The sequence below is a fragment of the Clostridium sp. BSD9I1 genome (assembly GCF_900185645.1).
GTDB lineage: Bacteria > Bacillota > Clostridia > Clostridiales > Clostridiaceae > Clostridium_AK.
Map to the genome: position 1 here is coordinate 295,198 of NZ_FYAM01000006.1, position 26,412 is coordinate 321,609.

Sequence of the window (26,412 nt, forward strand, 5' to 3'; positions counted from 1 at the left end):
AATTTTCCAGAACTAATTTTAAAATACATGTAATGGTCAGGAGTGGAAAATTAATGAGCTTTTTTAGTATAGAAAAAGATATGGGAATTGACTTAGGTACAGCGACAATCTTAATATACATTAAGGGCAGGGGAATTATTCTTAAAGAACCATCCATTATTGCTTTAGATAAAAATAATAACAGTGTGCTAGCAGTAGGTGAAGAAGCAAGAAAGATGTTTGGAAAAACACCTGATAATATTGTAACTATCCGCCCAATTAGAGATGGTGTAATATCAAATTATGATGCTGCTGAAAAAATGCTTAAAAATTTAATCAATAAGGCCTGCGGTATTAAACGGACTCCTGCTCCAAGAGTAGTAATCTCTGTTCCTTGTCACGCAACTGGAGTTGATAGAAGGGCAGTAAAGGATGCAGCAATAAATGCTGGTGCAAAAAAAGTTTATTTGATTGAAGAGCCAATGGCAGCTGCTATAGGAGCTGGTTTGAACATCACAAAAACAAGTGGAAATATGATTATAAACATTGGTGCTGGGACTACGGATATTGCTGTCATTTCACTTGGTGGAATAGTAATAAGCACTTCCATAAAGGTTGCAGGAGATAGGTTTGATGAATCAATTATTCAATACATTCGTAAAAAGCATAAGACTGTAATTGGTGAAAGGACTGCAGAAAACATAAAGATTACTATAGGTTCTGCATATAAGGCAAAAAAAGAGAGGTTTATGGAGGTAAGCGGAACAGATGCCATTACAGGTTTTCCAAAGAAAATAACCATATCCTCGGAAGAAATTAGAGAAGCATTAAAGGAAGCAGTGAATACTATAGTTAAGAGTATACATTCAGTCTTAGAAAAAACTACACCAGAGGTCTCAGCAGATATATATGATAAAGGAATTATCATGACTGGCGGTGGAGCTTTATTAAATGGATTAGATATGATTATTCAAGAATCAACTAAGATACCTGCTCATATTGCAGAGAATGCAGTTTCATGTGTAGCTTTAGGCACTGGAAAGGTTTTAGACTATCTAGATAAGTTAGACATGGCATATGGTGAAGATGCTACATTATAAATAAAGGTGTGCTAAATTAAGCACACCTTTATTTTAATGATGGCATCCAGCAGAGCAGCCTGACCCCTTTGAACTGCATCCTGAACACCCAGAACCGCAGCCACCAGATTTGCCAGAACAACCTGTGTCCTCTTTTAAGGGAATAGATTTAATCATAAAACCATTATTTCTATAAACCAATTGAACTTCTTTAACCTTTTCTGTTAAAGCTTTAGGATATATTATATTTAGGTCTTCTATAGTATCTTTCATTTCTTCATTAGATTTTTTATTCAAATTATCTAAATAAATGCCTACCTTAGGATTACAGCAGCTAGATTCCATAGAAAACTTTACACAGTCAAATTGGTCATCATTTTTCAATATATTTAAAATTTTATTATAAGCTTGTTCTGATATTTTAATCTTTAATTTATCCATAAAAATCACTCCTTTTAAGATAATGTTGAATTAGAAGTAGGAGATTTGTTAATTAGTATTTATTATATAACAAATACAATACTATTCTAACTTTTGTGGGCTGTCAATTGGAAATAGATGAAAAACTTAGCGTTTAAGTGTTATATGTAGGAAATATAGTAATATTCAGAAAATACGGGCAAGATTAATTGGAAATGTTTTTGCAGAAATAAATTATTTTGGATATACTTAAGTTGGTTACATGAGTAACTAACCAACTAAGTGTTGTTTTTAAAATTGATAAAGAATTATTAAAAATTAAATGAATTTTAGGAGGAAAATTTTATGTGTAAAGAAGTTTGGAACAATTATAAGAAAGGTTTCAAATTTTTACTACCATTTATTTTAGTGAAGGTATTGTTTGAAAGTACTAGACTTAATTTAGAATTTGACAAATATGATTTCTTTGGAAAAGGAGGAAACTTACTAAAAAATCTCTCAGTTTCCAAGCAAATAATAATAAATGAGGCAATACCGATTTTATTTTATATATTTATAGGATCATTATTTTACTCATTTTTAATGGTGGTTATAAAAGCTTTACTAAATAAAAAGGATATAAATTATAAGGAAAATTTCAAAGAAAGCCTGGGCTTTTATTTAAGATATTTGGGGTTAAATATAATTATTTCTGCTATATCAACAGGGCTAATTGTTTTAGGATTTTGGGGAATATTGATACCATTTATGGTTATTTTATTAATACTTTTTAACGTGTTATTAATTCCATGTGATGCGTATTTAATATATTACAATACAAGTGTAGGAGAAGCCTTAAAAAAAGGAACGGCATTGGGTAAAAAGCATTTTGGAGAATTATTATTATTAGGCATTACGGTAAGTATTATCCTAGCTATCATAGGAGGAGTAATGGCACTAGCAAATATAAGTCCTAAAATTAATCCAATAGGCTCTGTATTGATGAATTTTGCATCAGCAAGTATCGGGATTTATTTATATATGTTCACCATGACTATTTGTAAAAAAGAAGAAAAAGTAGAAGAAAAAATAATAGAATGTTAATTTATTAAAATTATGGGATGGGTAGTGAAGATTTGTAATTTCTATTATGAATTTTCATCGTCCATCCCATTAAATATATATCAGTAGTTTATTGGGGGTAACGAAAATTATGAATAAGCTAATATACATGTTTAAAAGGGATTTAGGTATATATGCTATTATTGTTTTTACATTTATAAAAGATTATTTGCCAACATCAAATATTTTTGTACTTGTACTGGCAGCAATACTAATGGTAATCCTAATAGTAATTATATTTTCAAGGACATATAGTGAATTTAATATATTATTGTTATTTCAAATTTCTAGAAAAGAGTACTATATAAGCACTGTAATATATAATTTTTTATTCTCAGCTATAATATCATTGATATTGGCTTTAATAAAAATAAATTTTAATGGTGTACCTCAAAATGACCATAAAATGTTTTTATTTTACTTTACATTAGCTTTAGTATTTTTAAGTGCTAAATTATTTGATGAACTTTTTAAACAAAGTGATTATACAGCAGTAAGGTATGTAGTAGTTGTTGTATATTACTTAATATTTTCTAATGTATACTCTCCTGTCTTTTTTAATGATGATTTTAAATTAAGTCAGTATTATATCATTTGTAGCATAATTATAGCCTTTAACTATATAACAAGTTATTTTGTTCATAAAAGTGTTGAAGTTAAAATTATGGGAGAGGCAGAACAGTAAGCTATGAAATTAGTTAATAAAGGCATTTCTATAGGTTAAGGAGGCGAAGTTTTGATAAATAAGTTAATATACATGCTTAAAAAGGATAGGAGATTTTACATTATTTTATTTGCAATATATTTGGTAGAAATATTTGGAGGAAACTTAATATATCAAATGCGAGAATTTATTGTGGGTACGATAATAGCAACTACGATAATTATCCCTATATTAAGGAAAGTTGGAAGATTGGATGAGTTTTTATTGTTGGGCATTACTAGAAAACATAATTATATACTAACTGTAATATATGATTTTTTATTTTCAGCTTTGGCATCAGTGGCAATAACTTTAGCAAAAATACAAGTTGATGGTATACCTGAAAGTTACTTTAACTATATATTTTTATTTTATATTATAGTCACTTTAGTAATTTCTAGCACATCTTCATTTAATCAAATCTTTGGTCATAGTGATTATTCAGCAGTAAGGATTATAGTTTTTATTGTGTATGTATTGATATATTTCACAACATATTCCAAAGGCTTTTCTGCTGAAAATTTTACAAACTTTAATAAGAATTTGGTGAGTGATGAGGATATTAAGTTAAAAGAATATTATATAACCTGCCTTATAATTATAGGATTTAACTATATAACAAGTTATTTGGTTCATAAAAATGTTCAAATTAAAGCCATAGATCAGACAGAGTAGTAGATTGCGAAATTGAAATAATTAACTAATAGGGTGGTGAAATATTTTGCTTATTAATCCTAATGATATAAAGCCCATATATATGCAAATTGCAGATGGGATAGAAGATGACATTTTAAGAGGAATTATAGAGGAAGAAACACAGGTAATGTCCACAACGGAGTTTGCTCAAGTTTATGGTATAAATCCAGCCACCACAAGAAAGGCAATGAACATATTAGTAGATAAAGGCATTTTGTATAAAAGAAGAGGCCTTGGCATGTTTGCAACTCTTGGAGCAAGGGAAAAGATTAAAACATGGAAAAGGCAGGAGTTTTTAAATAATAAGTTGAAGAGTATTATAGAAGAGGGTAAAAGCATAGGTATTTCTGCTGAAGATATAATAATTTGGCTAAATAAGCTAAAGAACTAGGGCAAGGAGGGAGAGCTTTGATAAATAAGTTAGTATATATGTTTAAAAGGAGCAGTAGGTTTTATATTGTTTTATTTATAATATCTATATTAGAAATATTTCAAGGCCATTCAATAGATGGATTGCTAGGAATTATAATAGGTATGTCGGAATGGATTATTTTATATAAATTGATAGCAAATAGAAATAGAGGAATGAATGTTTTTTTAGGCTTTGGTGGAACAAGAACAGAATTCTATACACTGACTGTAATATATGATTTTTTAATGTCAACTATAATATCAATGGTAATAGCTTTCACAAGAGTAAAAAATAATAATATAGATAAAAATTATTTTATTTATGTATTTTTATTTTATCTTGTGGCTGTTTTGGTATTTTTTAGTACCCTGGCATTTAGTCAAATTTTCAGGCATACCGATTATTTAATGGTGAGATTTGGGATGTTGTTTTTCTATGCATTTATATTTATTGCAAGATACTCTGTAAGTCTTGTTACTGATAATTTTACAAATTTCAACGAGGAGTTAATTTCCTATCCCAATTTTACATTAAAAGAGTTTTATATAATGTTCCTTATAATTATAGGATTTAACTATATAACAAGTTATTTAGTTAATAAAAGTACTGAAATTAAAATTAAGGGGGAATTAGAGTAGTGAGTTATGCAATTGAAATAAGTAATTTAAAAAAAAGGTTTTGGAACAAACAGGTTTTTGAAGATTTAAATTTAAATATAGAGGAAAATAAAATATATTGTTTGGCAGGGAGAAATGGTGCTGGAAAAACCACTTTGTTAAGGTGTATTGCATCTCAGTATATAAAAACAGGGGGAAGTATAAAGGCCTTTGGAGAAGAGGTATTTGAAAATAAAAATGCTTTAAGTAAAATATATCTTTGCCAAGAAAATGCTTTGCCGGCAGACATGACAGGAAGGGAAATATTAAATGCAGCTAAGGTGTTTTTAAAATATTGGGATGAAGAATTTAAAGAAAGACTCATAAAAAAATTTAATGTGGAGCTTCACAAGACCTATGGGGACCTTTCTAAAGGAACGAAATCTTGTTTGAATATAATAGTAGCATTGGCAAGCAGAGCACCAATCACCATATATGATGAAGCATATGCAGGACTAGATCCATTAAATAGAGAACTATTTTATGAAGTGCTTTTAAAGGATTATGATGAAAATCCAAGAACGATAATTTTTTCAACTCATTATATAGAAGAAATAGAAAGCTTGTTTGAAAAAATTATATTTATGAATAATGGAAAAATATTATTTAATGAAGATATGAATGTAATTGATGAAAAGGCTTTTTATATAACTGGAAGAGAAGAAGAATTAGAAGATGTTTTAAGAAATGCAAAAGTGATATGTAAAGAAAAAGTAGGTTCCCTTATAAGAGCAGGTATATATGATAGCATAAGCTATGAAGAAAAAGTAGAGCTTCAAAATAAAGGACTTACTCTAGAAAAAATGCCTATTCAAAAGTTATTTGTAAATGTACTAAAGGAAGGTGGGGGAATTGAGTGATTTTAAGGAAAAGTTAAAGTTTATTATGGACAGTTCAATGATGCTTACTATTTTAGTAGGTGCAGTGCTGTCATTTCCAATTATGGGTGTTAGTGTAAAGAGCAGGGCAATGAATATAGGTGCCTATTCTTATATTTATATACCATTACTATTGTTTCAAGCATACTACAATAGATATGCATACATGAGGAATTTTTCGGTAACAAGGGATGAATATTTTAAAATTGGTCAAATTTTAAATGCAATAATTTCTTTATCAGTTTGGTGTATATTTTTGATAATGGTTTTTATAATGAATGAAAAAGTTAATATTTCAACTATGTTTTCAACTTTGATTAAAATTGCTTTTTTCACAACTCTAAGCAATACCTTAAGTCTTTTAGTGTTAAATAGTCCATTTATTGCTTTTATAGGTTTTGGAGGTATATTTGCAATAAGGTATGTGTCTGAAACCTTTTATTTTACCATAACCAATACAATGACAAATATTATCTTTATAATTTTAACTATATTATGCAGTGTAATTTCTAGATATATATTTAGAAATATAGATTTTAAGCTAAAGTAAATTAACTAAAAAAATAGGGTATTTTAAGCTGGATAAAAGGGATATTTTCAATTAATTTACAAGTGTAATTTCAGCAATATTTTTCGACAATAAATTATAAATGGAAATAAAAAAAATAAGCCCTTTAGGCTTATTTTTTTTATTTATCTGTTTTTAATTCTTCAAGACAAGCTTGACAGATGTTTTTACCTTTGTAGTTTATAACATCTTTAGCATTTCCGCAGAATATACAAGATGGGCTGTACTTCTTAAGTATTATCTGCTCTCCGTCAACGAAGATTTCCAACGAATCCTTAATTTCTATATCTAATGTTCTCCTAAGTTCTATAGGAATAACAATTCTTCCTAACTCATCAACTCTTCTAACTATACCAGTAGATTTCATAACACGGTTCCTCCTAAAACAATATTCGACTTTTATTAATTAAATAATAACAGTAATAACATAAATAGTCAATACATTTTTGCAAGTTTAAATAACATTAATAAAACTACTTATGCTTTTGTATAGAACTGAGAATAACGCAGTTATTTTAATATTATTAGTAAATTTTAATTTTTAATTTATAGAACATAATTTTTGTGGCATAATAATTAGTACGAAGTAATATTTGGTAATTTTTATTAAGGAGGAAAGTTATGAATTTAGAATTAAATAAAGAATACAGTGGATTTAAACTTTTAGAAAAAAATCATGTTAAGGAATTAAACTCAGATGCTTTTATATTCGAACACCTAAAAACTGGGGCAAAGCTTTTAAAACTTGTAAATGACGAAGATAATAGGGTGTTTTCAATATCTTTTAGAACTCCTCCAGAAAATAGTACTGGTGTTGCACACATACTTGAGCACTCAGTTCTTTGTGGTTCAAGAAAATTCCCAGTAAAGGAGCCTTTTGTGGAACTTATAAAGGGTTCTCTAAATACATTTTTAAATGCAATGACCTTTGCAGATAAAACTATGTATCCTGTAGCTAGTAGAAATGAAAAAGATTTCTTTAATCTTATGGATGTGTACTTAGATGCAGTGCTTTATCCAAATATATATAAATATCCAGAAATATTTATGCAAGAAGGTTGGCATTATGAGCTTAAAGATAAAAATGATCCATTAACTTATAAAGGTGTAGTTTACAACGAAATGAAGGGAGCTTTCTCATCACCAGAATCAGTGCTTATGAGAAAGATATCTCAATCTCTTTTCCCAGATACAACTTATGGAGTGGAGTCTGGAGGAGATCCTGAATTTATACCGGATTTATCCTATGAAGAGTTTATAGATTTTCATAAGAAATATTATCATCCTTCAAATAGCTATATATATTTATATGGTAATGGAGATACATTAAAAGAGTTAGCTTTTATTAATGATAATTATTTAAAAGAATTTGACAAAATAGAAATCCACTCTGAAATTAAAGAGCAAAAGCCTTTTGAATCCATGCAGGAAATGAAAGTGGAGTATCCTATATCCGTAAACGAAAAAGAAGAAGATAAATCGTATATGAGTTTGAATTTTGTGGTAGGAAAAGTTGTAGATAAGGAATTGTACTTAGCCTTTGATATTTTAGAGCATCTTTTATTAGATACTCCTGCAGCACCGCTTAAAAAGGCTCTTATAGATGCTAATTTAGGTAAGGATGTATTTGGAGTATTTGACAGCAGCATACTTCAGCCTAGCTTTAGTATTGTAGTTAAGAATTCTAGTGAAAACCAAAAAGAGAGATTTAAAGAAGTAGTATTTAACACTTTAAGAGAGTTGGTTAATAATGGTATAAATAAAAAGCTTATAGAGTCTTCCATAAACATTAAAGAATTTAGACTTAGAGAAGCAGAGTATCATGGATATCCTAAGGGCCTTGTGTATGGAATAAAGGCTATGGACAGTTGGCTTTATGATAAAGATCCATTAATGCATTTAGCTTATGAACCTCAATTAAATAAAGTAAAAGAAGCATTAACTACCAATTACTTTGAAAAGATTATAGAAAAGTATATATTAAATAACTCTCATAGTTCCATTTTAATATTAAATCCTAAAAAGGGCATGGCAGAAACTGTAGAAGAGGAAATAAAAAGAGAGCTTAAGGAATATAAAGATAGTTTAAGTGAAAGTGAATTAAATAAAATAATAGAGCAAACTAATAGATTAGAGGAAAGACAAACTTCAGAGGATAATCAAGAGGACTTGAAAAAGTTACCACTACTATCCATAGAAGATATAAATAAGAACTCGGAAAGGCTTCCATTGGTAGAAGAAACTTACAAGGATATTAAAGTTCTGAAACATCCTTTATTTACCAATAAGATAGCATATATGAATTTTTATTTTAATAGTAAGGCAGTTAAACAAGAATTTATACCTTATATAGGAATTTTATGTGCAGTACTTGGAAAAGTAGGTACAGAAAATTATAGCTATGAAGACTTATCAAATGAAGTAAATATACACACTGGAGGAATAAGTTATGGTTCAATACCTTATTATGATAATAATAATATAGATAACTTTATTCCTATGCTTAAAGTTAGATCTAAGGCTCTTGTAAGTAAGCTTCCTGAATTATTTAATTTACTAAAGGAACAAATAGTAACTAGTAAATTTGATGACTATAAGAGACTTAAAGAAATTATACAGGAGTATAAATCTAGAGTGGAAATGTCCTTGTTTGATGCGGGACATATGGTAGCAGCAGGTAGAGTAGCTTCTTATTTTTCTCAAAGTGCAGCTTATTCAGAATTTATTTCTGGGCTTAATTTCTATCATTTCCTAGTTGACTTAGATAATAACTTTGAAAGCAAAAAAGAAGAAATAGTAAGCACTTTAAAGGAAATAAGTAAATTAGTATTTAATAAAAATAATCTTTTAATAAGTATAACTCTAGAGGAAGAGGATTATGATAAGTTTACTGAAAGCTTACCATTATTATATGATTCACTAAATGATGAAAAAGTTAATTATAATGAATATAAATTTGAAACTGCTGCTAAAAATGAAGGGCTTATGACTTCAGGAAAAGTTCAATATAATTCTAAGGGATTTAACTTTAGAAAACTTGGATATGAGTATACAGGAATACTTCAAGTATTAAAGACTATAACAAGCTTTGATTATCTATGGAATAGAGTAAGGGTTCAAGGTGGAGCTTATGGATGCTTTGGAGGCTTTAATAGAAATGGAAATATGTACTTTACATCCTATAGAGATCCTAATCTTAAAAACACATTAGATGTTTATGATAATGTAGTAAATTACGTAAAGAATTTTGAGGCAGACGAAAGAGAAATGACAAAATATATAATAGGAACCATAAGTAACTTAGATAATCCACTTAGTGCATCCATGAAAGCTGACAAAGCTGTAGCTAATTATTTAAGCAAGGTGATTTTTGAAGATGTTCAAAAGGAAAGAGATCAAATATTAAATGCTTCAGTAGATAAGATAAAGGGCTTATCAAAACTTCTTGAAGATTGTATGGAAAAAAATTATATATGTGTATTTGGAAGCGAAGAAAAGATAAAAGAAAATAAGGAAATATTCAATAAAATAATGAATGTATTTGAGTAAGATAAAAGGAGAAGTTTGTATGTGCAAACTTCTCTTTTTACCTTTAAGATTATGATGAAAAATAATTTAACATATATTTCTTATTTACCCTTTATTTTTCTACAGACTATACGAAAATATTTGTATTAAATGCAAAACTAAAAAGGGGGAGAATTATATGTCCATAAAAAAGAAAATACCTTTATTGATAACAATTATAGTTATAGTTCTGGTATCTGTAATAACTATAGTCAATGAAGTTAGCTATAATTCTATATTAAATAAAAAAACATTAAGTGAAATGGAAGGCGTAGGTAAACGTGCAGGAGAGACTATAAGTGCCTCAATTGAAAAAGAACAACTAGCTGTTAGAATTATTTCAGAAAAAAATGTGGTTAGAGATTTACTTAAAACAGTTCAAGGCTCTACAAATAACGAGGATTTTATCAAAAAGCAGCAGTCAATGAATACAACATTAGTTGATTATGTAAATCAAACTAAAAATGTTGAACATGTATTTTTAGTAGATACAAAAGGTAATATAGTGTCAGATAGTGACAAAAATTATCTTGGGAAAAATTTAAATGATAGATCTTATAACAACACAAGCCTAGAGGGCAAGGCATCTATAAGTGAGGTGCTTTTATCAAAGGTAACTCAAAACCCTATCGTTGTATTTACTAATCCAGTTAAAGTGAATAATCAGATAGTAGGATATGTGGGAGTAGCAGTACATGGAAACAGCCTATCTAAATACTTAGGAAATGTGAAAATTGGTGATAATAAGTCAAGCTATGCTTTTCTAATTGATGATAAAGCAACTATGATTTATCATCCGACTAAAGAAAAAATAGGAAAATCAAGTGAGGTTCCAGATATAAAGGCTATTGCAAATAGGATAGCTAAAGGCGAAAATCTAAAGGGGGAGGCTATAGAGTATAATTACAATAATACAGATAAAATGGCATACTATACAGTAATTCCTGATGCTAAATGGGTTCTTGTTACATCAGTAACTACAGATGAAGTATTCAAACCAGTAAAAACACTAACCTATGTTATAATAGGAATATCAATTGTAGTTGGATTATTGGCAATTGGAGTAGGATACTTATTTTCTTTAAAGATTTCAAAGCCTATTATAGAAGTAGCAGAAGTTATTGATAGAACAGCCAAGCTAGATTTATCTTATGATAATAGTCTTGAACGATTCTACAAGTATAAGGATGAAGTAGGTACAATTTTCAATTCAATAGCACATATGAGAACAGTTTTAAGAGAAATGGTTGAAAATTTGAGTTCTGCCTCTCAGATTATAAATTCAAATGCATTAATAGTTGAAAATTTAACTGCTGAATTAAAAATCTATGCTGAAGAAACAGCACTTGAGAGCCAAAACCTTTCTGCTGGTATGGAGGAAAATGCTGCTACTGTTGAAGAAGTATCTGCTTCTTCAGATGAAATGGGTAACGCAGTAAATTCTATGGCTGAGAGAGCAACAAATGGGTCTGCTAATGCAAATGAAATCGCCAAAAGAGCAAAGGGGTTAAAGAAATCTGCTGTTGAAGCTAGTGGGAAAGCAAATGAAATATATCATCTAGTTAAAAATGATTTGGAAAAAGCTATTGAAAACTCTAAGTCTATTGAGAAAATAAATTCATTAGCAGCATCTATACTTGATATTACAGATCAGACAAATTTATTAGCACTTAATGCAGCTATAGAGGCAGCAAGAGCAGGGGAAGCTGGTAGAGGTTTTGCAGTAGTTGCCAATGAGGTTCGTAATTTGGCTGAGGAGTCTGCATCAACTGCTGAAAATATTCAAAATATAGTTCATCAGGTTATAGCTTCTGTAGAAGACTTATCTGATAATTCATCAAAGCTTCTTAAGTTTATAGATGAAAATGTATTAAAAGATTATCAAAAGCTAATGGAGACTGGTGAACAATATAATGAAGATGCGGATTCAGTAAATGGATTTATGCTTGAATTTAGCGCTTTGGCTGAGGAGTTAACTTCATCTATTGATGGAATAGTAGATGCGGTAGGACAAGTGGCTGGTACTGTAAGTGATGGTGCTAAAGGAGTTACTGAAATATCAAGTAAAGCCATTAATATAAATGAAAAGTTAGAAGGCATAAAAGAAAGCGCTGAAGTGAACAAAGAAAGCGCTGAACAATTAGTACAAATTATATCAAAATTTAATCTTTAACTATAACAAAGGAGCTCTAATTATGAGCTCCTTTGTTCAGGAAAAAGTTTCCTGAATATTCATAAATTTTTTTTTGAATTATGGTAAAATTATAGTATAAGTCATAATTATTAGAGGTGGATAGATGAGGAGTATTGAGTTTAATATTAAGGACGTTGATGGTGTAGAAATTCATGTGTACAAATGGAAAACAGAAGGTACTCCAAAGGCAGTAGTGCAAATTGCTCATGGGATGGGGGAGCATTCGGGGAGATATGAATATTTTGCACAAAAACTTATAGAAAATGGTTATGCAGTTTATATAAATGATCATAGAGGGCATGGGAAAACAGCAAAAAATAAAGATGATTTAGGATATATAGGAGATACGGATGGCTTCAACTGGATGATAAAAGACATGTATGAAGTAACCTTAATTGCAAAAAAGGATTATAAGGATGTACCAATATTTCTCCTGGGCCATAGTATGGGTTCCTTTTTAACGCAAAAATATATAGCTCTTTATGGAAAAGAACTTAAGGGAGCTTTACTTTCAGGGACAAACGGAAAGCAAGGACAAAAATTAAAGATGGGTATGGCTCTTGCAAAACTTGAGGTATCTATGAAAGGGCCGCGTAATAAGGGAAAAAGCTTAAATAATTTAATATTTAAGGGATATAACTCAAAGTTTGAACCAGAAAGAACACTATTTGATTGGCTCACTTCTGATAAAGGTGAAGTGGATAAATATATAACAGATGAATACTGTGGGCATGCCTTTACATCCTCATTTTTTTATTATTTCTTTAAAGGTCTTGATGAACTAAGCAAACCTCATGTTTTAAATAATATTCCAAGAGAGCTTCCTATATACATCTTTTCAGGTTCTGAAGATCCTGTAGGAGAAGAGGGAAAAGGCGTAACAAACTTATATAATACCTATAAAAAAATAGGAATACAGGATGTAACTTGCAAAATTTATCAAGGTGGAAGACATGAAATGTTAAATGAAGTAAATAAAAATGAAGTGATAAGTGATATTATAACATGGATGGAGCATAGAATTCATGATTAAGGTAATGGAATATAAATAATGTTGATTTTTATTATCTATCATTAGAGCAATCCTTAGAGTTTTTAATAAACAAGCGGCTAAGACTTTAAAACTTATGAACCGTTTTAAGCAGTTCATAAGTTTTAGTATCTGCCACTTGTGAAATTAGAAGCTCTTAAATTGCCTATTAGGACTAAATATAAAAAATCAACATTATTTACTTCACGATATATTTCATTGCAAGCTCCACAGGGTTATATGAGAGTTTAGCCTTTCTAAGACCTTCTATACCTAAATCCTGCTCTCTATTTACATAGGTTACGCTTATTAGGTATTCTTCAAGAAAGTGTCTATTTACAAAAGCATATAATCCACGAACATCAGCATCTGCTTTTTCTATATGAATTATAGCAGTATCCTCGTTAACTACTTCGCCTATAGTAAAGGCGGAAAGTTTATCATCCACATATACTGCCATTCCTACAAAGTTTATTTTGTCTATGTTTTTTAGAAGATCTTTTATTCCAAAGAGCTCATAAAGCACATATCCTTTACAGTCATTTTTATTACACCATTCTCTTCCAGCCATTAAACAATCATCTACTATATCCTCTGTAATAGGTACTGCTTTATAGTTATATTTTTTTACAAAAGCATTGTAATGATTTTTTTTCCCATGATACTTCTTTCCAGATAATTTAACTAAATCATCTCTTAAATATATATAATCGGCACCATCTCTATCTTCTTCAATTTCTAAAGAATCACCATATACTTCTTTTAAATCATTTATAAAACTTAATTCAGCATCTTTAAATAGGTAATCCATATTATTTTCTTTTTTATATTCTATAAGTGTATCAACTATTTCTTTAAGATCTTTCATTTTATAACCTAATGGTTGCATAAAGTGAGATGAATGGTTGAAATCCACTTTTTTTATAATAAGAACATCATTTATTATACTATAATGTATTTCACATCCTTTTCTCCATAAGAATAAACTTAAAAATGAATATTCAGAGGTAGAAAAATTATAAGGTGTTATATATTTTTCAAATAAATCTTTATCGTCTAAGGTTAATGGTTTAAATTCTAGCATCATAACACTCCTTGTTAATAATTATGTACTATTTTAATGTACTTTATATTTACTGATTATTATATGTTATTGTTTCCATAATGAATACAAAAAATAATAAATGTTAATATGTAATTAATAATCATTATTTATACACATATTAAGTATAGTATAGCTTTAAGAAAGGATAAAGTCAAACTTTATGAATTGTACAGAATAAAAAATACCGCATATCCATTTTAAATAATGCGGTATATAGAATTATTTATTTTGTTAGGCAGCCAATCATTTTGACCAGTGTAAAGGCCTACTAAGTGACATAGGTAACTTTGTTTCACAATCACCCTTTGCCGTATTAATTTGTCCTTGGGTCAGAAATATACTATTAGTAAGGTTAGTTCCACTAAGATCAGCATCTCTTAAATCAGCACCAATGAGATCGGTACCGCTCAAATCCATTCCTCTAAGGTTAGCAGCAATAAGATATGATCCACTTAAGTTTTCACCTCTCAGATTGGTCTTAGTGAGATCTTTTCCAATAAAATCTCGTCCTCGACCAAGAGCCTTTTGGTGTTTTGAAGAAGTCTTTTGAGCAATACGAAATTTATTTCGTACAAGTTCACTGGTTTGTTTAAGAAGAGCATTAACTTTAAAGCGGTGCGATGTAATATCAAGCTTTAAGAGAGAGTCAGCACTTAAAATAGTAAGTTTTTCTGTTTCAATGAGCATGGAGTTAAGCTCCTCTTTAATATTATGAGATGACCCCAATCTAAGTGCTTCTGTTAGATACCAGAGCATTTCATGAATTTGATGCATAATTAGGAAAACCTCGTACATTTGCTGAGCAGTTTCTGGGACTTGCCTCCAATCATGTCCACCATAGGTGGCCTGAGCAACCTTTTGCCCTGCCCCAAAACAGTCATAGGCAATACAACCTTTAAGTCCTAACTTTCTGAGGTCTTTATGGACTCTACAGCGAAAGTTTGATTGTAGATTGATGCAAGGAGTACCAGCATCTTTATTCACAGGGAATCCTTCTGAAGCTGAAAAGTACAGTGCAACACAACAAAAACCAAAGCAGTTCTCACAGTCAGCCCTAAGATTACTGCGATTTATATTAGAAAAAGATAAGTTTTCATCTTTTTTATTTTCACAGGAATAGTTCATATTTATTTTACCTCACATAACAAAGTAGAAAAATTTTTAATTTGATTTTATCATAAATACTATGATTGTTCAATTTCTAAGGATTTGGAATCAGTTTGTTGTTAATAATAGTACAAAAGCAATTGTTTGCTTATTTGAAAGAATTAAATATAACTAATTTGAATTTGATTTAGAAAGGATTTAGAAAACTTTTAGCGAAAAATAAAATTAATGACTATTATATAAGTTAAGAAGAGGTGGGAATGATGATTAAACATATTGTAATGTGGAAATTAAAAGAATTTGCTGATGGCAAAGAGAAACAAGAAAATGCTAAGATAATTAAAACAGGTTTAGAAAATTTAAAAGATAAAATTAATGAACTTAAATTTATAGAGGTTGGGATAAATGTTAATAGCTCACATCAAGCATATGATATTGTTTTATACTCACAGTTTGAAAATATGGAGGATTTAAACATATATCAAAATCATCCTGAACATATAAAAGTTGGAGAATTTATTAAGAAAGTTGTAAATGAAAGAGTAGTAGTAGATTATGAAGTTTAAAGAGTATTAGTATAGATACTTATACTTCAAAGAGGAGAAATTTATGGATAATATAGTTGTTTTAGATGTTAATTTTAATTTTGGATATGGTGAAAATATAATTTATCCTGTGATACTTCAAGATGAAAATGAAATGATTTTAGTAGATTGTGGATATACTGATTTTTTATCGATATTAGAAGAGGCTGCTTGTAAAAAAGATATAGATCTTTCTAAATTGACAAAGATAATTATAACGCACCATGATCACGATCATATGGGGAGTTTAGCTGCAATAAAGCAAAAGTATCCTCATGTTCAAGTTATTGCAAGTGAAAAAGATGCTCCTTATGTGTCTGGTGGATTAAAGTCACTACGCCTTGAGCAAGCAGAACAAACTCAGGTGATGCTGCCGCCAGAACAGCAAGAAGCAGGAAAGGCATTTCAAAATATTTTAAGGTCAATTAAAAATGTAGAAGTAGATATAACTGTAAAAGATGGGGACTATTTTACTTGGTGTGGAGGAATTGAAGTTGTTGAAACCCCAGGACATATGCCAGGACATATTTCTATTTATTTAAAAAAGTTTAAAGTTTTAATTAGTGGAGATGCTTTAGCCATAGAAAATGGAAATCTTGAAATTGCAGCACCACAATTTACTTTAGATATGGTAGAAGCAAAGAGATCTGTTTCAAAACTGCTTAAATATGATATAGAAAAGATAATTTGCTACCATGGTGGAGAGTATCAGGGTAATATATCAGGTGCCTTGCGTAATATAGAAAATATATTTTAGATAATTATAAAAATAAAATCTGGCTAAGTAAAATTAGTTAGGTTTTATTTTTGATAAGTGATAATTAAAATTAGAATAGTTTAATATGACATATAGCTGGCATATTTATATTGTTATCATTAAGCTATTATAAACGAAGGGAGTTTTTCTGCATGAAGGATTTAAAGGAGTCAATGGAGATTATAACATTAAATGAAGAAAATATTGATAGGGACCATATTTGCTGTGCTATATCAGATAAAAAATGTGTTGAGAGTTACCTAAAGAAAAAGGAATGGTTAAAGCAGCAATTTGCAAAAGGATATGTATTTAAGAAGTTTAATGTCAATCATAAGGTTTTTATAGAATACTGTCCTTCCGAAATTGCTTGGACGCCTATCACTGCACCAAACTATATGGTAATTAACTGCTTTTGGGTTGCAGGTCAGTATGCAGGAAAGGGTTATGGCAAAAGGCTTTTAGAGGAATGCATAAAAGACTCTGAGGGCAAGGATGGGATTATAGTTCTTACTAGCAATAAAAAGAAACCATATATGTCAGATAAAAAGTTTTTCTTAAAGCACGGATTTGAAGTTTGTGATACCGCTCCTCCATACTTTGAGCTATTAGTTTATAAAAACAATCCTAATGTTGAAAATCCTATATTTAATAAGTGTGCAAAAGAAAATATATGCAGCAATAAAAGTGGATTAACGGTATATTATTCAAATCTTTGCCCTTTTACTGAGTACTACACTAATACAGTCATAAAAGAATTGGCAATGAGAGAAGGCATTGCATTAGAGATTATTAAAATTAATAATAGGGAACAAGTAAAGAGTCTTCCATCAGCCTTTAGTATTTACAGCGTATTTTACAATGGTAAGTTTATTACTCATGAAATTTTAAGTGAAGCAAAATTTAATAAAATTATAGATGGTATAAAGATGGGAATATATTAATTCTTGTCGGTTGCCGTGAGCTATCAGGCAAAAGGCTATATAGAAGGGAAGTGGAGAATTAGTAGATTTATGTATTGTTATACACTTTTCTACTAAAAATGAAATATGGATGGAATAAATTATTATATTATTATAAATATAGTAGCAAGCTGTTTCTTATTAATTAGCTTATATGAAAAGATTTATGCAGGTGAATTTATTATCGAAACAAGAAAAAGAATTTCTTCGATAATATATATTATAGGACTAGTAGTATGGAGTTATGTAGCAATAAGGAATTTAATAGATTATATAACAGGTAAGAGTATTGATGTCCAAGAAATTTTGCAAATCACTATTCAAATACAGATATGTATTCTCTGGATTTTAATGCTATTACCATCGGAAATCACTAAAGATGATATGTATTCAGATGAGTCAATACTTTCTTATTTCGCTAAATCAAAAAGAATTAAAAATTATTTGTGGATATCTGATAATATAGTTCAATTTGAAATTTTTACAAGAAAAAATAGCATTATTACCACAGAATTAGAAGTAAACCTAGAGAAAAGAGAAGAAGTAGATGAATTTTTAAAGAAAAATATAAAAAAGATAGATGAAACGACCAATAAAAAAAGAATTTTTAAGTTAAGAATAGTAATTCTAGTAATTGCTATTATAATGGCTATGGGACATATAAGTTTAATTAAAGCAATAAGCCATATATGACAAAAGAAATAAAGTTAGAAGAAGATGAAGCTATAGCTATACTTAAAAAAACATGGAAACCTTTAATAGAAATTGAAAAAGAAAATATAAAATCTCCAAAGTATAAAGAGTTAAGTAAAGAAGGTAATGTAGTAGAAGAGCTTATAATTGAAGAATCAGGTAAGTTGGATGAAGGTGGACCTTTATCTCATTTCAAAAGAACTAGTACTTTTATAAAAAAGGACGATGGCAATTGGATATTGGATAGAATAAGTGGTTTGCAAAGTATTGGATGATAATAAGGTTGAATAAAAAAGGGGAATATTTATGGGTTACAATGTTAAAGTAAATGATAATTTGAAAAGGTCTGTTATGCTTGGTTCATTTGCATTTGGTATTATTTCATTTATTTTGCCTATATACAGTAAGAGGATTGGAGGAACTGCAATAACTATTGGAGGCTTATTTTCCATATTCAGTATTGTGACTTTAATATTAAGGCCATTGATAGGAAAAGGAATAGACAGATATGGAAGAAAGAATTTTTTTACTGCTTCATTTTTATTTTATGCAATTTCTATGGGTTTGTATTCTTACTCAACTAATATTATCATGTTATATGTTAGTAGATTTATTCAAGCTGTAGGCTCTTCATTTATGTGGATTTCTGCTTATTCCATAGCAGTGGATATTGCTGATAATGAAAAAAGAGGAAGTGCAATTGGTCAAATAGATGGTGCCCATGCAAAGGGAGCATTATATGGTAGTATAATAGGTTTTAGTGTAATAAGCAATTTTACTCTTATAAGTGGATGGAGCTTTTTATTTAAAGGATATGCAGTATTATCCATAATAGCAGGATATATTGTATACAAATACATTCCTGAAACGAGAACAGTAAACAATGAAAAAAATATAGGGCATAAAGTTGCATTAAATAGTGACTTTTTTAAGCTGTTAATTATAACTTTTATAAGTTCGATGTCATCTTCTATGATAACTCCACTTCTTATGGTTTATCTTCAAGATAAATTTACCACAGACATCGGGATATTAGCAACTGCATTTATTCCAGCCGCTCTTATATATGCTTTTTTACCATCAAAACTAGGTGAGTTTAGTGACAAAGTCGGCAGAATAATTCCCATGATTATAGGATTAACTGGTGCAGGCATAGTTTCTTTTGGATTTACAAATCTTTCAAGTATTAAAGTATTAATTGTACTTTGGATGTTAGAATCGATAGGAATGGTTATGGCTTCACCAGCTCAAGAAGCTTTAGTTGCAGACATAGCTGGAGAAGATACTCTTGGCTCTACTTATGGTATATACTTATTAGTAACAAGTTTGGGAGCAGCTATTGGCCCCTTATTTGGAGGATGGGTATATGAATCTTTTGGACATGCAACTCCATTTTATATAAATGGGAGTATATTATTAATTGATGCTGTTTTAGTAATGCTACTGTTTAAAAATTATAAAATAGGGGGGAATAAACTATAATGGATAACAATATCTCATGGTATGTAGAAAAACAAGTTGATAGGACAATAGATAATTTAAGAAAGCATAATATGGCGGGATATTTTGTTAAGGATGATGTAGAACTGATAGAGCTTTTAAAAGAAATTATAGCTGAAAATTCTGTAGTAGGTGTTGGTGATTCTATGACACTATTTGAAACAGGAGTTATAGATTTTCTTCGTAAAGGAAATTATAAATTTTTAGATAAATATAAAGGAAATATAACAAGTGAAGAAAAGAAGCAAATTTACATACAAAACTTTTCTTCGGATACTTTTATGTGCAGTACAAACGCTCTAACTGAAAATGGAGAGCTTTACAATATTGATGGTAATGGAAGTAGAGTTGCGCCAATGATTTATGGCCCTAAACAGGTTGTTTTAGTAGCTGGAATAAATAAAATTGTTAGGGATTTAAAAGAAGCAGAAAAAAGAGTTAGAAATTATTCAGCTCCAATTGACGCAAAAAGATTAAATAAAAATACTCCATGTACTACTTTGGGATACTGTGTAGACTGCAAAAGTCCTAATAGAATATGTAACGATTTTTCAATTATCACAGGACAATTTGTCAAAGACAGGATAAAGGTAATTATTGTAGGAAAAGAGTTAGGTTATTAGTTATTATTATATACAATTTAAAACTAATCAATCCTACATAACTGTGCATGAAATGTCGGATAGATACATTTGATTTTTGATATTCTATTGATGAAAGGGAGGTCATGTAAATGGATTTGCTTAAACAAATGAATGAAGCATTAAACTATATTGAGGAGAATCTTACCGAAGAAATTGATTTTAAAGAAGTGGCGAGGCTGGCTGTTTGCTCGGAATATCATTTTAAAAGAATGTTTTCTTTCCTTGCAGGTATTACACTTTCGGAATATATCCGCCGCAGACGTCTAACTCTTGCAGCGTTTGAACTTAGTAATAATAACATGAGAGTAATGGATATTGCAGTTAAATATGGATACAGCTCGGCAGATTCTTTTACTAGAGCTTTTCAAGGCTTGCATGGGATAACACCATCGGAAGCCAGAAATAATGGTCAATCATTAAAGGCTTATCCACGAATGACCTTTCAATTAACAATTAAGGGAGGAAATGAAATGAAGTATAGAATTGAAGAAAAAGAGGCATTTTCCATAGTTGGTATTACAAAAAGAGTTCCTATAATTTTTAATGGAGTGAATCCAGAGATTGCAGCTATGTGGCAAAGTCTAAATGGTGAAATAATAAGTGACTTTAAGAGCCTTTCTAATGTGGAGCCTTTTGGAATAATCAGTGCGTCAGCGAATTTTTCTGAAAATCGAATGGAGGAAAAAGGAGAGCTTGATCATTATATAGGTGTAGCAACAAATAAAGATTGCCCAGGCAATTTAGCTAAACTTGACGTTTCTGCATCAACATGGGCAGTATTTGAAGCAGTTGGACCATTCCCTGAGACTCTTCAAAATATATGGGGACGCATTTACTCTGAATGGTTTCCGTCTTCAAACTATGAAATAGCAGAAGGACCAGAAATCCTGTGGAATGAACAAAAGGATGTAACTTCCCCGAACTTTAAAAGTGAAATATGGATACCAGTTAGAAAAAGAAAATAATTAATTTTACTTTTAGGTACTAGCTGAAAGGTGTTAGATATTAGGACTAGATGAAATTTTCCCTTGTAAGGTTTCATCCAATCATAGTACCTAGCACCTTTAGTCTACTATATTAAGAGAATTTAGTGACTACTCTTTATTAAAGTATTTCCCATACATTAGTGGTTCGCCTTTTTCCCAAGGTGCATAGTCCTTAGCAAATTCCACTCTTTCTAAATAAGGTGGATGTGAATAGTACCATACTTCAAATAGCTTTCCAGGATAGGGAAGAGCTAGGCTTCCTTCATGAAGTTTTATGGTAGAGGTTATAGTAGCTTCTGTATTTTGAGTAAGCTCTAATTCAAATCTATCAGCTTCAATTTCCATACGTCTAGAAACGGTATTTGTTATTGGGTTACTTAAAAACATATAAAAGTTTAAAACAAGTAATATTAAAGGCAGTGCAGCAATATCAGATATCCTATTGAATCCAAATTTACCTTTAGAAAGCTTAATTATATAAAGCACACTTTTATTGGTTAAGTAAAGTACAAATATAATCAAAACTCCTCCAAGAATTATAGATTTCCACACATGCCCCATTACATAGTGGCCCATTTCATGAGCAAGCACTCCTAGGGTTTCTTCATCACTAAGATTATTTATAGTAGTATCCCATAAGACTATTCTCTTAGATTTCGAAACACCGGTCATGTAAGCATTCATTTCTTTTGTATCTACACTTTTATTTACCTGATATACATCGGTTCCTTCTAAATTTGCCTTCTTTAATTGAACTTCTATCTTTTGCTTTAGATTATTATCTTTAATATCTTCGTATTTATTAAATATAGGATCTATATAAAAAGGAGATACAAAGGTCATAAAAAATATAATGGGAATAGATAAAAATCCCATGTAAAGCCACCAGAGCTTTTCTTTTTTTCGTATAACATAATAAGGGAACCATATAAACAATGCCCCAGTTATAGAAGACAATAAAACACTTTTTAGTGAATCTGTAAGCCATTTCACTAAAGTTTGATTTGATAGTCCAAAACTATGAGGTTGAATAAAACTGCTATAAAATTCCAAAGGTAGCGTTATAAGAAAGTTTATAAGTGTAAATATAATAAAATATACTCCAGATATTATAAAAAATCTGCGAGTTCTTCTCTCTATAAAGTTTCTTATACCCTTTGAAAGGCCAGTTGCTAAGAAAAATATTGGAATTAAAAAGGTAAGTATAAAGCTTATAGTCCATATGTTTAAATTAGATTTTTTATATGCTATTGCTTTATCGCTTACTTGAGGAAGATTAATATCTTTACCATTTACAGTAACGCTATAGGTTACCCCTTTTAAGCTTTCTAAATTTCTATGCTCTGTATAGCGGGCTAATACTATAAATAGTAAAAGAAAAATCACTGCAAAGATTATTGGTTTATATGAGCATTTTTTCAAAAAAACACCTTCTTTTGACAAATTTATATTTGAAAACTGGTACATGAAAAGGTTATAATTATAAAGGTTTAATATAAATATAACAAAATTTAAAGTAAAGATTAATATATTATTTAAGGAGTGATATTATTTGCTGTTAACTAAAGAAAAAACCCATCCCCGCATCATAAGTATTATAGAATATTTTAAATATGATTCGTTATTTTATTTAACAACCATATTTATTTTTATAAAGTCCATACTTTTTTTAGGTGTTATAGCTCATGATAATGTGTCTGGAATAAATATGTTTAAGGCATTTTTTGCACCACCTCCACTTGCAGCATACCTTGCTTTTATAATGATTTTTTTAAGTATTGCATATTTGTTTAGTGGAAGAATTCATGGCTGGGTACTTTTTTTAGTTAATGTGGCTATTACTATATTATTACTATCAGACCTGTGGTATTACAGAGGTTTTGGAAACTTTATTTCTCCGTACATTTTTCAGCAAACATCTAACTTGGATAACTTAACGGATTCTATACTATCTATGGCAAGACCTATAGATATAATATTTTGGTTAGATATATTATATATGCCATATATGCTTATTAAAAATAAAATAGTATATAAATATTATAAGCGAAATATAATGTCATTTTTATGGATAGTGCTTATAAGTATAATATCAATATATTATATCCATTATAATATAGATATAAAAAAGACAGGAAAAGATGGACAGTACTTTTTTTATACTTGCTGGGCTCCTAATCAAACTATGTCCAACTTATCACCTATAGGATATCACATATATGATGGGTATAATTACTATCATGAAGTGAAAAAACCTTTTACTCTGAGTGATAAAGAAAATGACAAAATAAAGGCTTGGTATAAAGATAATAAAGAAAACCTACCTGATAATGAGTATAAGGGAATTTTTAAAGGTAAAAATGTGATATTTTTGCAAGTAGAATCTTTAGAAAACTTTGTAATTGGTAAAAAGGTTAATGGGCAAGAAATTACTCCTAATTTAAATAAAATTTTAAATAATAGCTACTATTTTTCAAATTTTCATGAGCAGGTATACAATGGTACAAGTGTGGATTCAGACCTTCTTTCCAATACTTCAATGCATCCCGTAAGAAAGGGAGCTACATTTTTTAGATTTCCACAAAATACTTATAATTCCTTTCCGAAACTTTTAAAAGAAGAAGGGTATTATACTCAAGCTATACATCCTGATAAGGCTTCTTTTTGGAATTGGAAAAATGGATTAACAGCTGTAGGATTTGATAACTGCATAGATTCTTCTCATTTTAAGTTGGATGAAACTATAGGGCTTGGATTAAGTGATGGAAGTTTTTTAAAACAAACTATACCACTTATAAAAAATGCTAAAAAACCATTTTATACATTTATGGTAACTCTCTCAAGTCATGCACCTTTTGATATTGAATCAAAGTATAGAGAGCTTAAAATTGATAAAGGACTTGATGAAACAAAGCTTGGAGGATACTTCCAAAGTATACACTATACAGATAAGCATATAGGAGTTTTCATGGATAACTTAAAGAAAGAGGGTCTTTTAGAGGATACAGTTGTTGTTATATATGGAGATCACGGCGGAATTCATAAGTACTATGAAAGTGAACTTAAGGATATAAAACCTCAAGAAGACTGGTGGATGAAAAATAACTGGGAAATTCCTCTTATCATATATAATAAGGATATAAGCCATAAGGAATTCACAGTAAATGGTGGTCAAATAGACACTATGCCAACTGTAGCTTATATGATGGGAATAGATAAAGAAAAATTTGAAAATACTGCAATGGGAAGAATACTTGTAAATACAAAAGAAGATTTTACAGTACTTTCAGATAGAACTTATATAGGAGATAAGAGTAATAAAAATCATGTAGAACATAGTATACTAAGTATAGATATTTCAGATATGATGATTAGAAGTAATTACTTTAATAAATAGGGGAGATGTGAATATGGAAGAAAAATTATGGGGAAAGCTTGAGGCTTTAGAAAAAAGTGATAAAACTTTAAAAGAAGTACTTCCACAGGGCTTTGAAAACATGATAAAGGTTTATATATTTAATAATCGTGACAATATAATAGGTTTTTTAAAGGGTATAGTAAATAACCCTAACTTTAAAAAGAAGATATCAGAGGAAATAGTAAAGTTTACATCAAATATGAATCCAATGATGGCAAAGTTTATAAATGTGGATAGTATGCAAACTAAAGTTGTTGAAGGAATAAATGGTTACCTTCAAGATGAGAACAATGTATATAAGATAATGGAACTTGTAAATGAAGGAATAGACAAGTTTAAAGATAAAAGAGCAGCGGAAGTACTTATGTATATTCCTTATGAAGGAAAGAAAGAACTTGTAAGATGGGTAAGTAAAATAGTAAAGTAGTAAAATAAAGCCTTGAAAATCAAGGCTTTATTTTTGCTTTGGCAGTCTTATATTTTCTAATAAATTTTCCTCATGGTCATATACTTCAATGGTATTCTTTTCTTCATAAAACTTAGCTACCTTAAAGCTTCTATGAAATGCGTCATCCATAGATTGATAAAATATAATATTATTTTCATCTTCTTTTTCTATATGACCTATTGAATAACCAAAGGCACTTATCATCATTTTATGTTCCTGTTTCATTTTAAAGTTCCCCCTTAAATGGCATGTCTACCTAAAGTATAAATTAATTAAAGATTCTATAGAATTTTTAATAGATAAATTATATTAATTTTTTTATACTTTTTCAAGACATATTACAACAGATTAATATGAAATTAGAACAAATATTTTATTTTATAATAATAATTTTAGTATTAAATAATAAGAAAATGAAGAAAATCAAAGAAAATGGACAGGCAATAAGAGATAACAGGATATAAAGGTAATTGACAAAATAGTCAGAAAATTATAAAATGTAATCAGACACCAAACAAAAACTAAAACATAAAAATCTAAAGATAGGAGATGATTCCACCAAAGCAATTAACTTTATTTAGACCTATTATAAAAAGTTTCAAAGAAATCTTTAAGATTGATAGGTAGGTGATGGTGGTATTAAAGGCTCCAATTCCTTTAAATGATTCTCTTAAACCAGTAAATGAAAATTGAATTAGGAGTTTAATAAAAGATTTAAATTTTAATAGATATAAGGGTTCGGCACAAATAGATGGTTCTAGCTGAACAACCTAATCTAAAGTAGTATTATTTAAGGAAAATCTTAAGAAAGGAATGATAAAATTTCAAATAGCTATTGATGGGTGTGGTCAGGAATTGGAAGCTGAAAAATAACCGGTTTGTATATAGTAAGAGAGTATACAAACCGGCTATTTTTTATGTAAAAATA

General features: G+C 29.4%; 27 protein-coding genes. 21 read left to right on the plus strand and 6 right to left on the minus strand.

Translation table 11 applies throughout. The annotated features are described in order from the left end of the window. The first annotated feature begins 53 nt into the window (after positions 1 to 53). Positions 54 to 1,079: a rod shape-determining protein gene (locus BSD9I1_RS04260; protein WP_186429278.1), complete on the plus strand. Its 1,026-nt coding sequence runs from the start codon at positions 54 to 56 to the stop codon at positions 1,077 to 1,079. Between the two features lie 33 nt (positions 1,080 to 1,112). Here the strand turns inward: BSD9I1_RS04260 and BSD9I1_RS04265 are convergent, their stop codons facing one another. Further along, a complete protein-coding gene (locus BSD9I1_RS04265) occupies positions 1,113 to 1,499 on the minus strand; it encodes a hypothetical protein (RefSeq protein WP_186429279.1) in 387 nt (128 codons plus the stop codon). A gap of 324 nt (positions 1,500 to 1,823) precedes the next feature. Here BSD9I1_RS04265 and BSD9I1_RS04270 point away from each other — a divergent pair, with 324 nt between their 5' ends. From BSD9I1_RS04270 to BSD9I1_RS04300, 7 genes are all read left to right on the plus strand, one after another. Beyond that, a complete protein-coding gene (locus tag BSD9I1_RS04270; RefSeq protein WP_186429280.1) occupies positions 1,824 to 2,561 on the plus strand; it encodes a hypothetical protein in 738 nt (245 codons plus the stop codon). A 109-nt stretch (positions 2,562 to 2,670) separates the two neighbouring features. Further along, on the plus strand, positions 2,671 to 3,264 hold the full coding sequence (locus BSD9I1_RS04275; protein ID WP_186429281.1) for a hypothetical protein: 594 nt from the start codon (positions 2,671 to 2,673) through the stop codon (positions 3,262 to 3,264). Between the two features lie 51 nt (positions 3,265 to 3,315). Next, a complete protein-coding gene (locus BSD9I1_RS04280; protein WP_186429282.1) occupies positions 3,316 to 3,957 on the plus strand; it encodes a hypothetical protein in 642 nt (213 codons plus the stop codon). Between the two features lie 46 nt (positions 3,958 to 4,003). Next, positions 4,004 to 4,369 (plus strand): GntR family transcriptional regulator, encoded by a 366-nt coding sequence (locus BSD9I1_RS04285; protein WP_242966405.1) that lies wholly within the window; start codon positions 4,004 to 4,006, stop codon positions 4,367 to 4,369. Positions 4,370 to 4,386: 17 nt separating this feature from the next. After that, positions 4,387 to 5,028: a hypothetical protein gene (locus BSD9I1_RS04290; RefSeq protein WP_186429283.1), complete on the plus strand. Its 642-nt coding sequence runs from the start codon at positions 4,387 to 4,389 to the stop codon at positions 5,026 to 5,028. Beyond that, positions 5,028 to 5,906 carry an ABC transporter ATP-binding protein gene (locus BSD9I1_RS04295; RefSeq protein ID WP_186429284.1) on the plus strand — a complete coding sequence of 293 codons (879 nt, stop codon included), beginning with the start codon at positions 5,028 to 5,030 and terminating at the stop codon, positions 5,904 to 5,906. Before BSD9I1_RS04290 ends, BSD9I1_RS04295 begins: the two co-directional genes overlap by 1 nt. Beyond that, complete coding sequence (locus BSD9I1_RS04300; RefSeq protein ID WP_186429285.1) at positions 5,899 to 6,474, plus strand: hypothetical protein; 576 nt, start codon at positions 5,899 to 5,901, stop codon at positions 6,472 to 6,474. The genes BSD9I1_RS04295 and BSD9I1_RS04300 overlap by 8 nt, the downstream gene beginning before the upstream one ends. A 139-nt stretch (positions 6,475 to 6,613) precedes the next feature. On the opposite strand, the gene BSD9I1_RS04305 is transcribed toward BSD9I1_RS04300, so the two are convergent. Beyond that, on the minus strand, positions 6,614 to 6,859 hold the full coding sequence (locus tag BSD9I1_RS04305; protein ID WP_097027470.1) for an AbrB/MazE/SpoVT family DNA-binding domain-containing protein: 246 nt from the start codon (positions 6,857 to 6,859) through the stop codon (positions 6,614 to 6,616). A gap of 254 nt (positions 6,860 to 7,113) precedes the next feature. Here BSD9I1_RS04305 and BSD9I1_RS04310 point away from each other — a divergent pair, with 254 nt between their 5' ends. From BSD9I1_RS04310 to BSD9I1_RS04320, 3 genes are all read left to right on the plus strand, one after another. Further along, positions 7,114 to 10,041 carry an insulinase family protein gene (locus BSD9I1_RS04310; protein WP_186429286.1) on the plus strand — a complete coding sequence of 976 codons (2,928 nt, stop codon included), beginning with the start codon at positions 7,114 to 7,116 and terminating at the stop codon, positions 10,039 to 10,041. Positions 10,042 to 10,198: 157 nt separating this feature from the next. Further along, positions 10,199 to 12,232, plus strand: coding sequence for a methyl-accepting chemotaxis protein (locus BSD9I1_RS04315; protein ID WP_186429287.1), 2,034 nt, complete (start codon positions 10,199 to 10,201; stop codon positions 12,230 to 12,232). Positions 12,233 to 12,356: 124 nt separating this feature from the next. Next, positions 12,357 to 13,286, plus strand: coding sequence for an alpha/beta fold hydrolase (locus tag BSD9I1_RS04320; RefSeq protein WP_186429288.1), 930 nt, complete (start codon positions 12,357 to 12,359; stop codon positions 13,284 to 13,286). Positions 13,287 to 13,482: 196 nt separating this feature from the next. On the opposite strand, the gene BSD9I1_RS04325 is transcribed toward BSD9I1_RS04320, so the two are convergent. Beyond that, positions 13,483 to 14,367 carry a DUF2156 domain-containing protein gene (locus BSD9I1_RS04325; RefSeq protein ID WP_186429289.1) on the minus strand — a complete coding sequence of 295 codons (885 nt, stop codon included), beginning with the start codon at positions 14,365 to 14,367 and terminating at the stop codon, positions 13,483 to 13,485. Positions 14,368 to 14,631: 264 nt separating this feature from the next. Next, positions 14,632 to 15,513, minus strand: a complete 882-nt coding sequence (locus BSD9I1_RS04330; protein ID WP_186429290.1) for a pentapeptide repeat-containing protein — start codon at positions 15,511 to 15,513, stop codon at positions 14,632 to 14,634. A 245-nt stretch (positions 15,514 to 15,758) separates the two neighbouring features. Between BSD9I1_RS04330 and BSD9I1_RS04335 the strand changes: the two genes are divergently transcribed. From BSD9I1_RS04335 to BSD9I1_RS04370, 8 genes are all read left to right on the plus strand, one after another. After that, positions 15,759 to 16,061, plus strand: a complete 303-nt coding sequence (locus BSD9I1_RS04335; protein ID WP_186429384.1) for a Dabb family protein — start codon at positions 15,759 to 15,761, stop codon at positions 16,059 to 16,061. Positions 16,062 to 16,104: 43 nt separating this feature from the next. After that, entirely contained in the window at positions 16,105 to 16,836 is a 732-nt protein-coding gene (locus BSD9I1_RS04340; protein ID WP_186429291.1) for an MBL fold metallo-hydrolase, read from the plus strand. 152 nt (positions 16,837 to 16,988) lie between these two features. After that, entirely contained in the window at positions 16,989 to 17,777 is a 789-nt protein-coding gene (locus BSD9I1_RS04345; protein ID WP_242966406.1) for a GNAT family N-acetyltransferase, read from the plus strand. A gap of 105 nt (positions 17,778 to 17,882) precedes the next feature. Then, positions 17,883 to 18,488: a hypothetical protein gene (locus tag BSD9I1_RS04350; protein ID WP_186429292.1), complete on the plus strand. Its 606-nt coding sequence runs from the start codon at positions 17,883 to 17,885 to the stop codon at positions 18,486 to 18,488. Then, entirely contained in the window at positions 18,485 to 18,763 is a 279-nt protein-coding gene (locus BSD9I1_RS04355) for a hypothetical protein (RefSeq protein ID WP_186429293.1), read from the plus strand. The genes BSD9I1_RS04350 and BSD9I1_RS04355 overlap by 4 nt, the downstream gene beginning before the upstream one ends. A gap of 31 nt (positions 18,764 to 18,794) precedes the next feature. Beyond that, positions 18,795 to 19,970: an MFS transporter gene (locus BSD9I1_RS04360; protein ID WP_186429294.1), complete on the plus strand. Its 1,176-nt coding sequence runs from the start codon at positions 18,795 to 18,797 to the stop codon at positions 19,968 to 19,970. Next, entirely contained in the window at positions 19,970 to 20,611 is a 642-nt protein-coding gene (locus tag BSD9I1_RS04365) for a lactate utilization protein (protein ID WP_186429295.1), read from the plus strand. Before BSD9I1_RS04360 ends, BSD9I1_RS04365 begins: the two co-directional genes overlap by 1 nt. A 110-nt stretch (positions 20,612 to 20,721) precedes the next feature. After that, on the plus strand, positions 20,722 to 21,597 hold the full coding sequence (locus BSD9I1_RS04370; protein WP_186429296.1) for an AraC family transcriptional regulator: 876 nt from the start codon (positions 20,722 to 20,724) through the stop codon (positions 21,595 to 21,597). Between the two features lie 129 nt (positions 21,598 to 21,726). Here BSD9I1_RS04370 and BSD9I1_RS04375 read toward each other — a convergent pair whose 3' ends face one another. Further along, positions 21,727 to 23,040: a M48 family metallopeptidase gene (locus tag BSD9I1_RS04375; protein WP_242966407.1), complete on the minus strand. Its 1,314-nt coding sequence runs from the start codon at positions 23,038 to 23,040 to the stop codon at positions 21,727 to 21,729. Positions 23,041 to 23,170: 130 nt separating this feature from the next. Between BSD9I1_RS04375 and BSD9I1_RS04380 the strand changes: the two genes are divergently transcribed. Then, on the plus strand, positions 23,171 to 25,015 hold the full coding sequence (locus tag BSD9I1_RS04380) for an LTA synthase family protein (protein ID WP_242966408.1): 1,845 nt from the start codon (positions 23,171 to 23,173) through the stop codon (positions 25,013 to 25,015). 13 nt (positions 25,016 to 25,028) lie between these two features. After that, the gene (locus BSD9I1_RS04385; RefSeq protein ID WP_035309967.1) at positions 25,029 to 25,463 is read left to right on the plus strand and encodes a hypothetical protein; all 435 of its coding nucleotides are present in this window, start codon (positions 25,029 to 25,031) and stop codon (positions 25,461 to 25,463) included. Positions 25,464 to 25,490: 27 nt separating this feature from the next. On the opposite strand, the gene BSD9I1_RS04390 is transcribed toward BSD9I1_RS04385, so the two are convergent. Then, complete coding sequence (locus BSD9I1_RS04390; protein ID WP_035309970.1) at positions 25,491 to 25,709, minus strand: hypothetical protein; 219 nt, start codon at positions 25,707 to 25,709, stop codon at positions 25,491 to 25,493. Positions 25,710 to 26,412 lie beyond the last annotated feature (703 nt).

Bases quoted from the DNA above. Each gene is read 5' to 3' on its own strand.
- BSD9I1_RS04260 (WP_186429278.1), top strand. From the start codon at position 54: ATGAGCTTTTTTAGTATAGAAAAAGATATGGGAATTGACTTAGGTACA.
- BSD9I1_RS04265 (WP_186429279.1), bottom strand. From the start codon at position 1,499: ATGGATAAATTAAAGATTAAAATATCAGAACAAGCTTATAATAAAATT.
- BSD9I1_RS04270 (WP_186429280.1), top strand. From the start codon at position 1,824: ATGTGTAAAGAAGTTTGGAACAATTATAAGAAAGGTTTCAAATTTTTA.
- BSD9I1_RS04275 (WP_186429281.1), top strand. From the start codon at position 2,671: ATGAATAAGCTAATATACATGTTTAAAAGGGATTTAGGTATATATGCT.
- BSD9I1_RS04305 (WP_097027470.1), bottom strand. From the start codon at position 6,859: ATGAAATCTACTGGTATAGTTAGAAGAGTTGATGAGTTAGGAAGAATT.
- BSD9I1_RS04310 (WP_186429286.1), top strand. From the start codon at position 7,114: ATGAATTTAGAATTAAATAAAGAATACAGTGGATTTAAACTTTTAGAA.
- BSD9I1_RS04315 (WP_186429287.1), top strand. From the start codon at position 10,199: ATGTCCATAAAAAAGAAAATACCTTTATTGATAACAATTATAGTTATA.
- BSD9I1_RS04320 (WP_186429288.1), top strand. From the start codon at position 12,357: ATGAGGAGTATTGAGTTTAATATTAAGGACGTTGATGGTGTAGAAATT.
- BSD9I1_RS04325 (WP_186429289.1), bottom strand. From the start codon at position 14,367: ATGCTAGAATTTAAACCATTAACCTTAGACGATAAAGATTTATTTGAA.
- BSD9I1_RS04330 (WP_186429290.1), bottom strand. From the start codon at position 15,513: ATGAACTATTCCTGTGAAAATAAAAAAGATGAAAACTTATCTTTTTCT.
- BSD9I1_RS04335 (WP_186429384.1), top strand. From the start codon at position 15,759: ATGATTAAACATATTGTAATGTGGAAATTAAAAGAATTTGCTGATGGC.
- BSD9I1_RS04340 (WP_186429291.1), top strand. From the start codon at position 16,105: ATGGATAATATAGTTGTTTTAGATGTTAATTTTAATTTTGGATATGGT.
- BSD9I1_RS04345 (WP_242966406.1), top strand. From the start codon at position 16,989: ATGAAGGATTTAAAGGAGTCAATGGAGATTATAACATTAAATGAAGAA.
- BSD9I1_RS04350 (WP_186429292.1), top strand. From the start codon at position 17,883: ATGGATGGAATAAATTATTATATTATTATAAATATAGTAGCAAGCTGT.
- BSD9I1_RS04355 (WP_186429293.1), top strand. From the start codon at position 18,485: ATGACAAAAGAAATAAAGTTAGAAGAAGATGAAGCTATAGCTATACTT.
- BSD9I1_RS04360 (WP_186429294.1), top strand. From the start codon at position 18,795: ATGGGTTACAATGTTAAAGTAAATGATAATTTGAAAAGGTCTGTTATG.
- BSD9I1_RS04365 (WP_186429295.1), top strand. From the start codon at position 19,970: ATGGATAACAATATCTCATGGTATGTAGAAAAACAAGTTGATAGGACA.
- BSD9I1_RS04370 (WP_186429296.1), top strand. From the start codon at position 20,722: ATGGATTTGCTTAAACAAATGAATGAAGCATTAAACTATATTGAGGAG.
- BSD9I1_RS04385 (WP_035309967.1), top strand. From the start codon at position 25,029: ATGGAAGAAAAATTATGGGGAAAGCTTGAGGCTTTAGAAAAAAGTGAT.
- BSD9I1_RS04390 (WP_035309970.1), bottom strand. From the start codon at position 25,709: ATGAAACAGGAACATAAAATGATGATAAGTGCCTTTGGTTATTCAATA.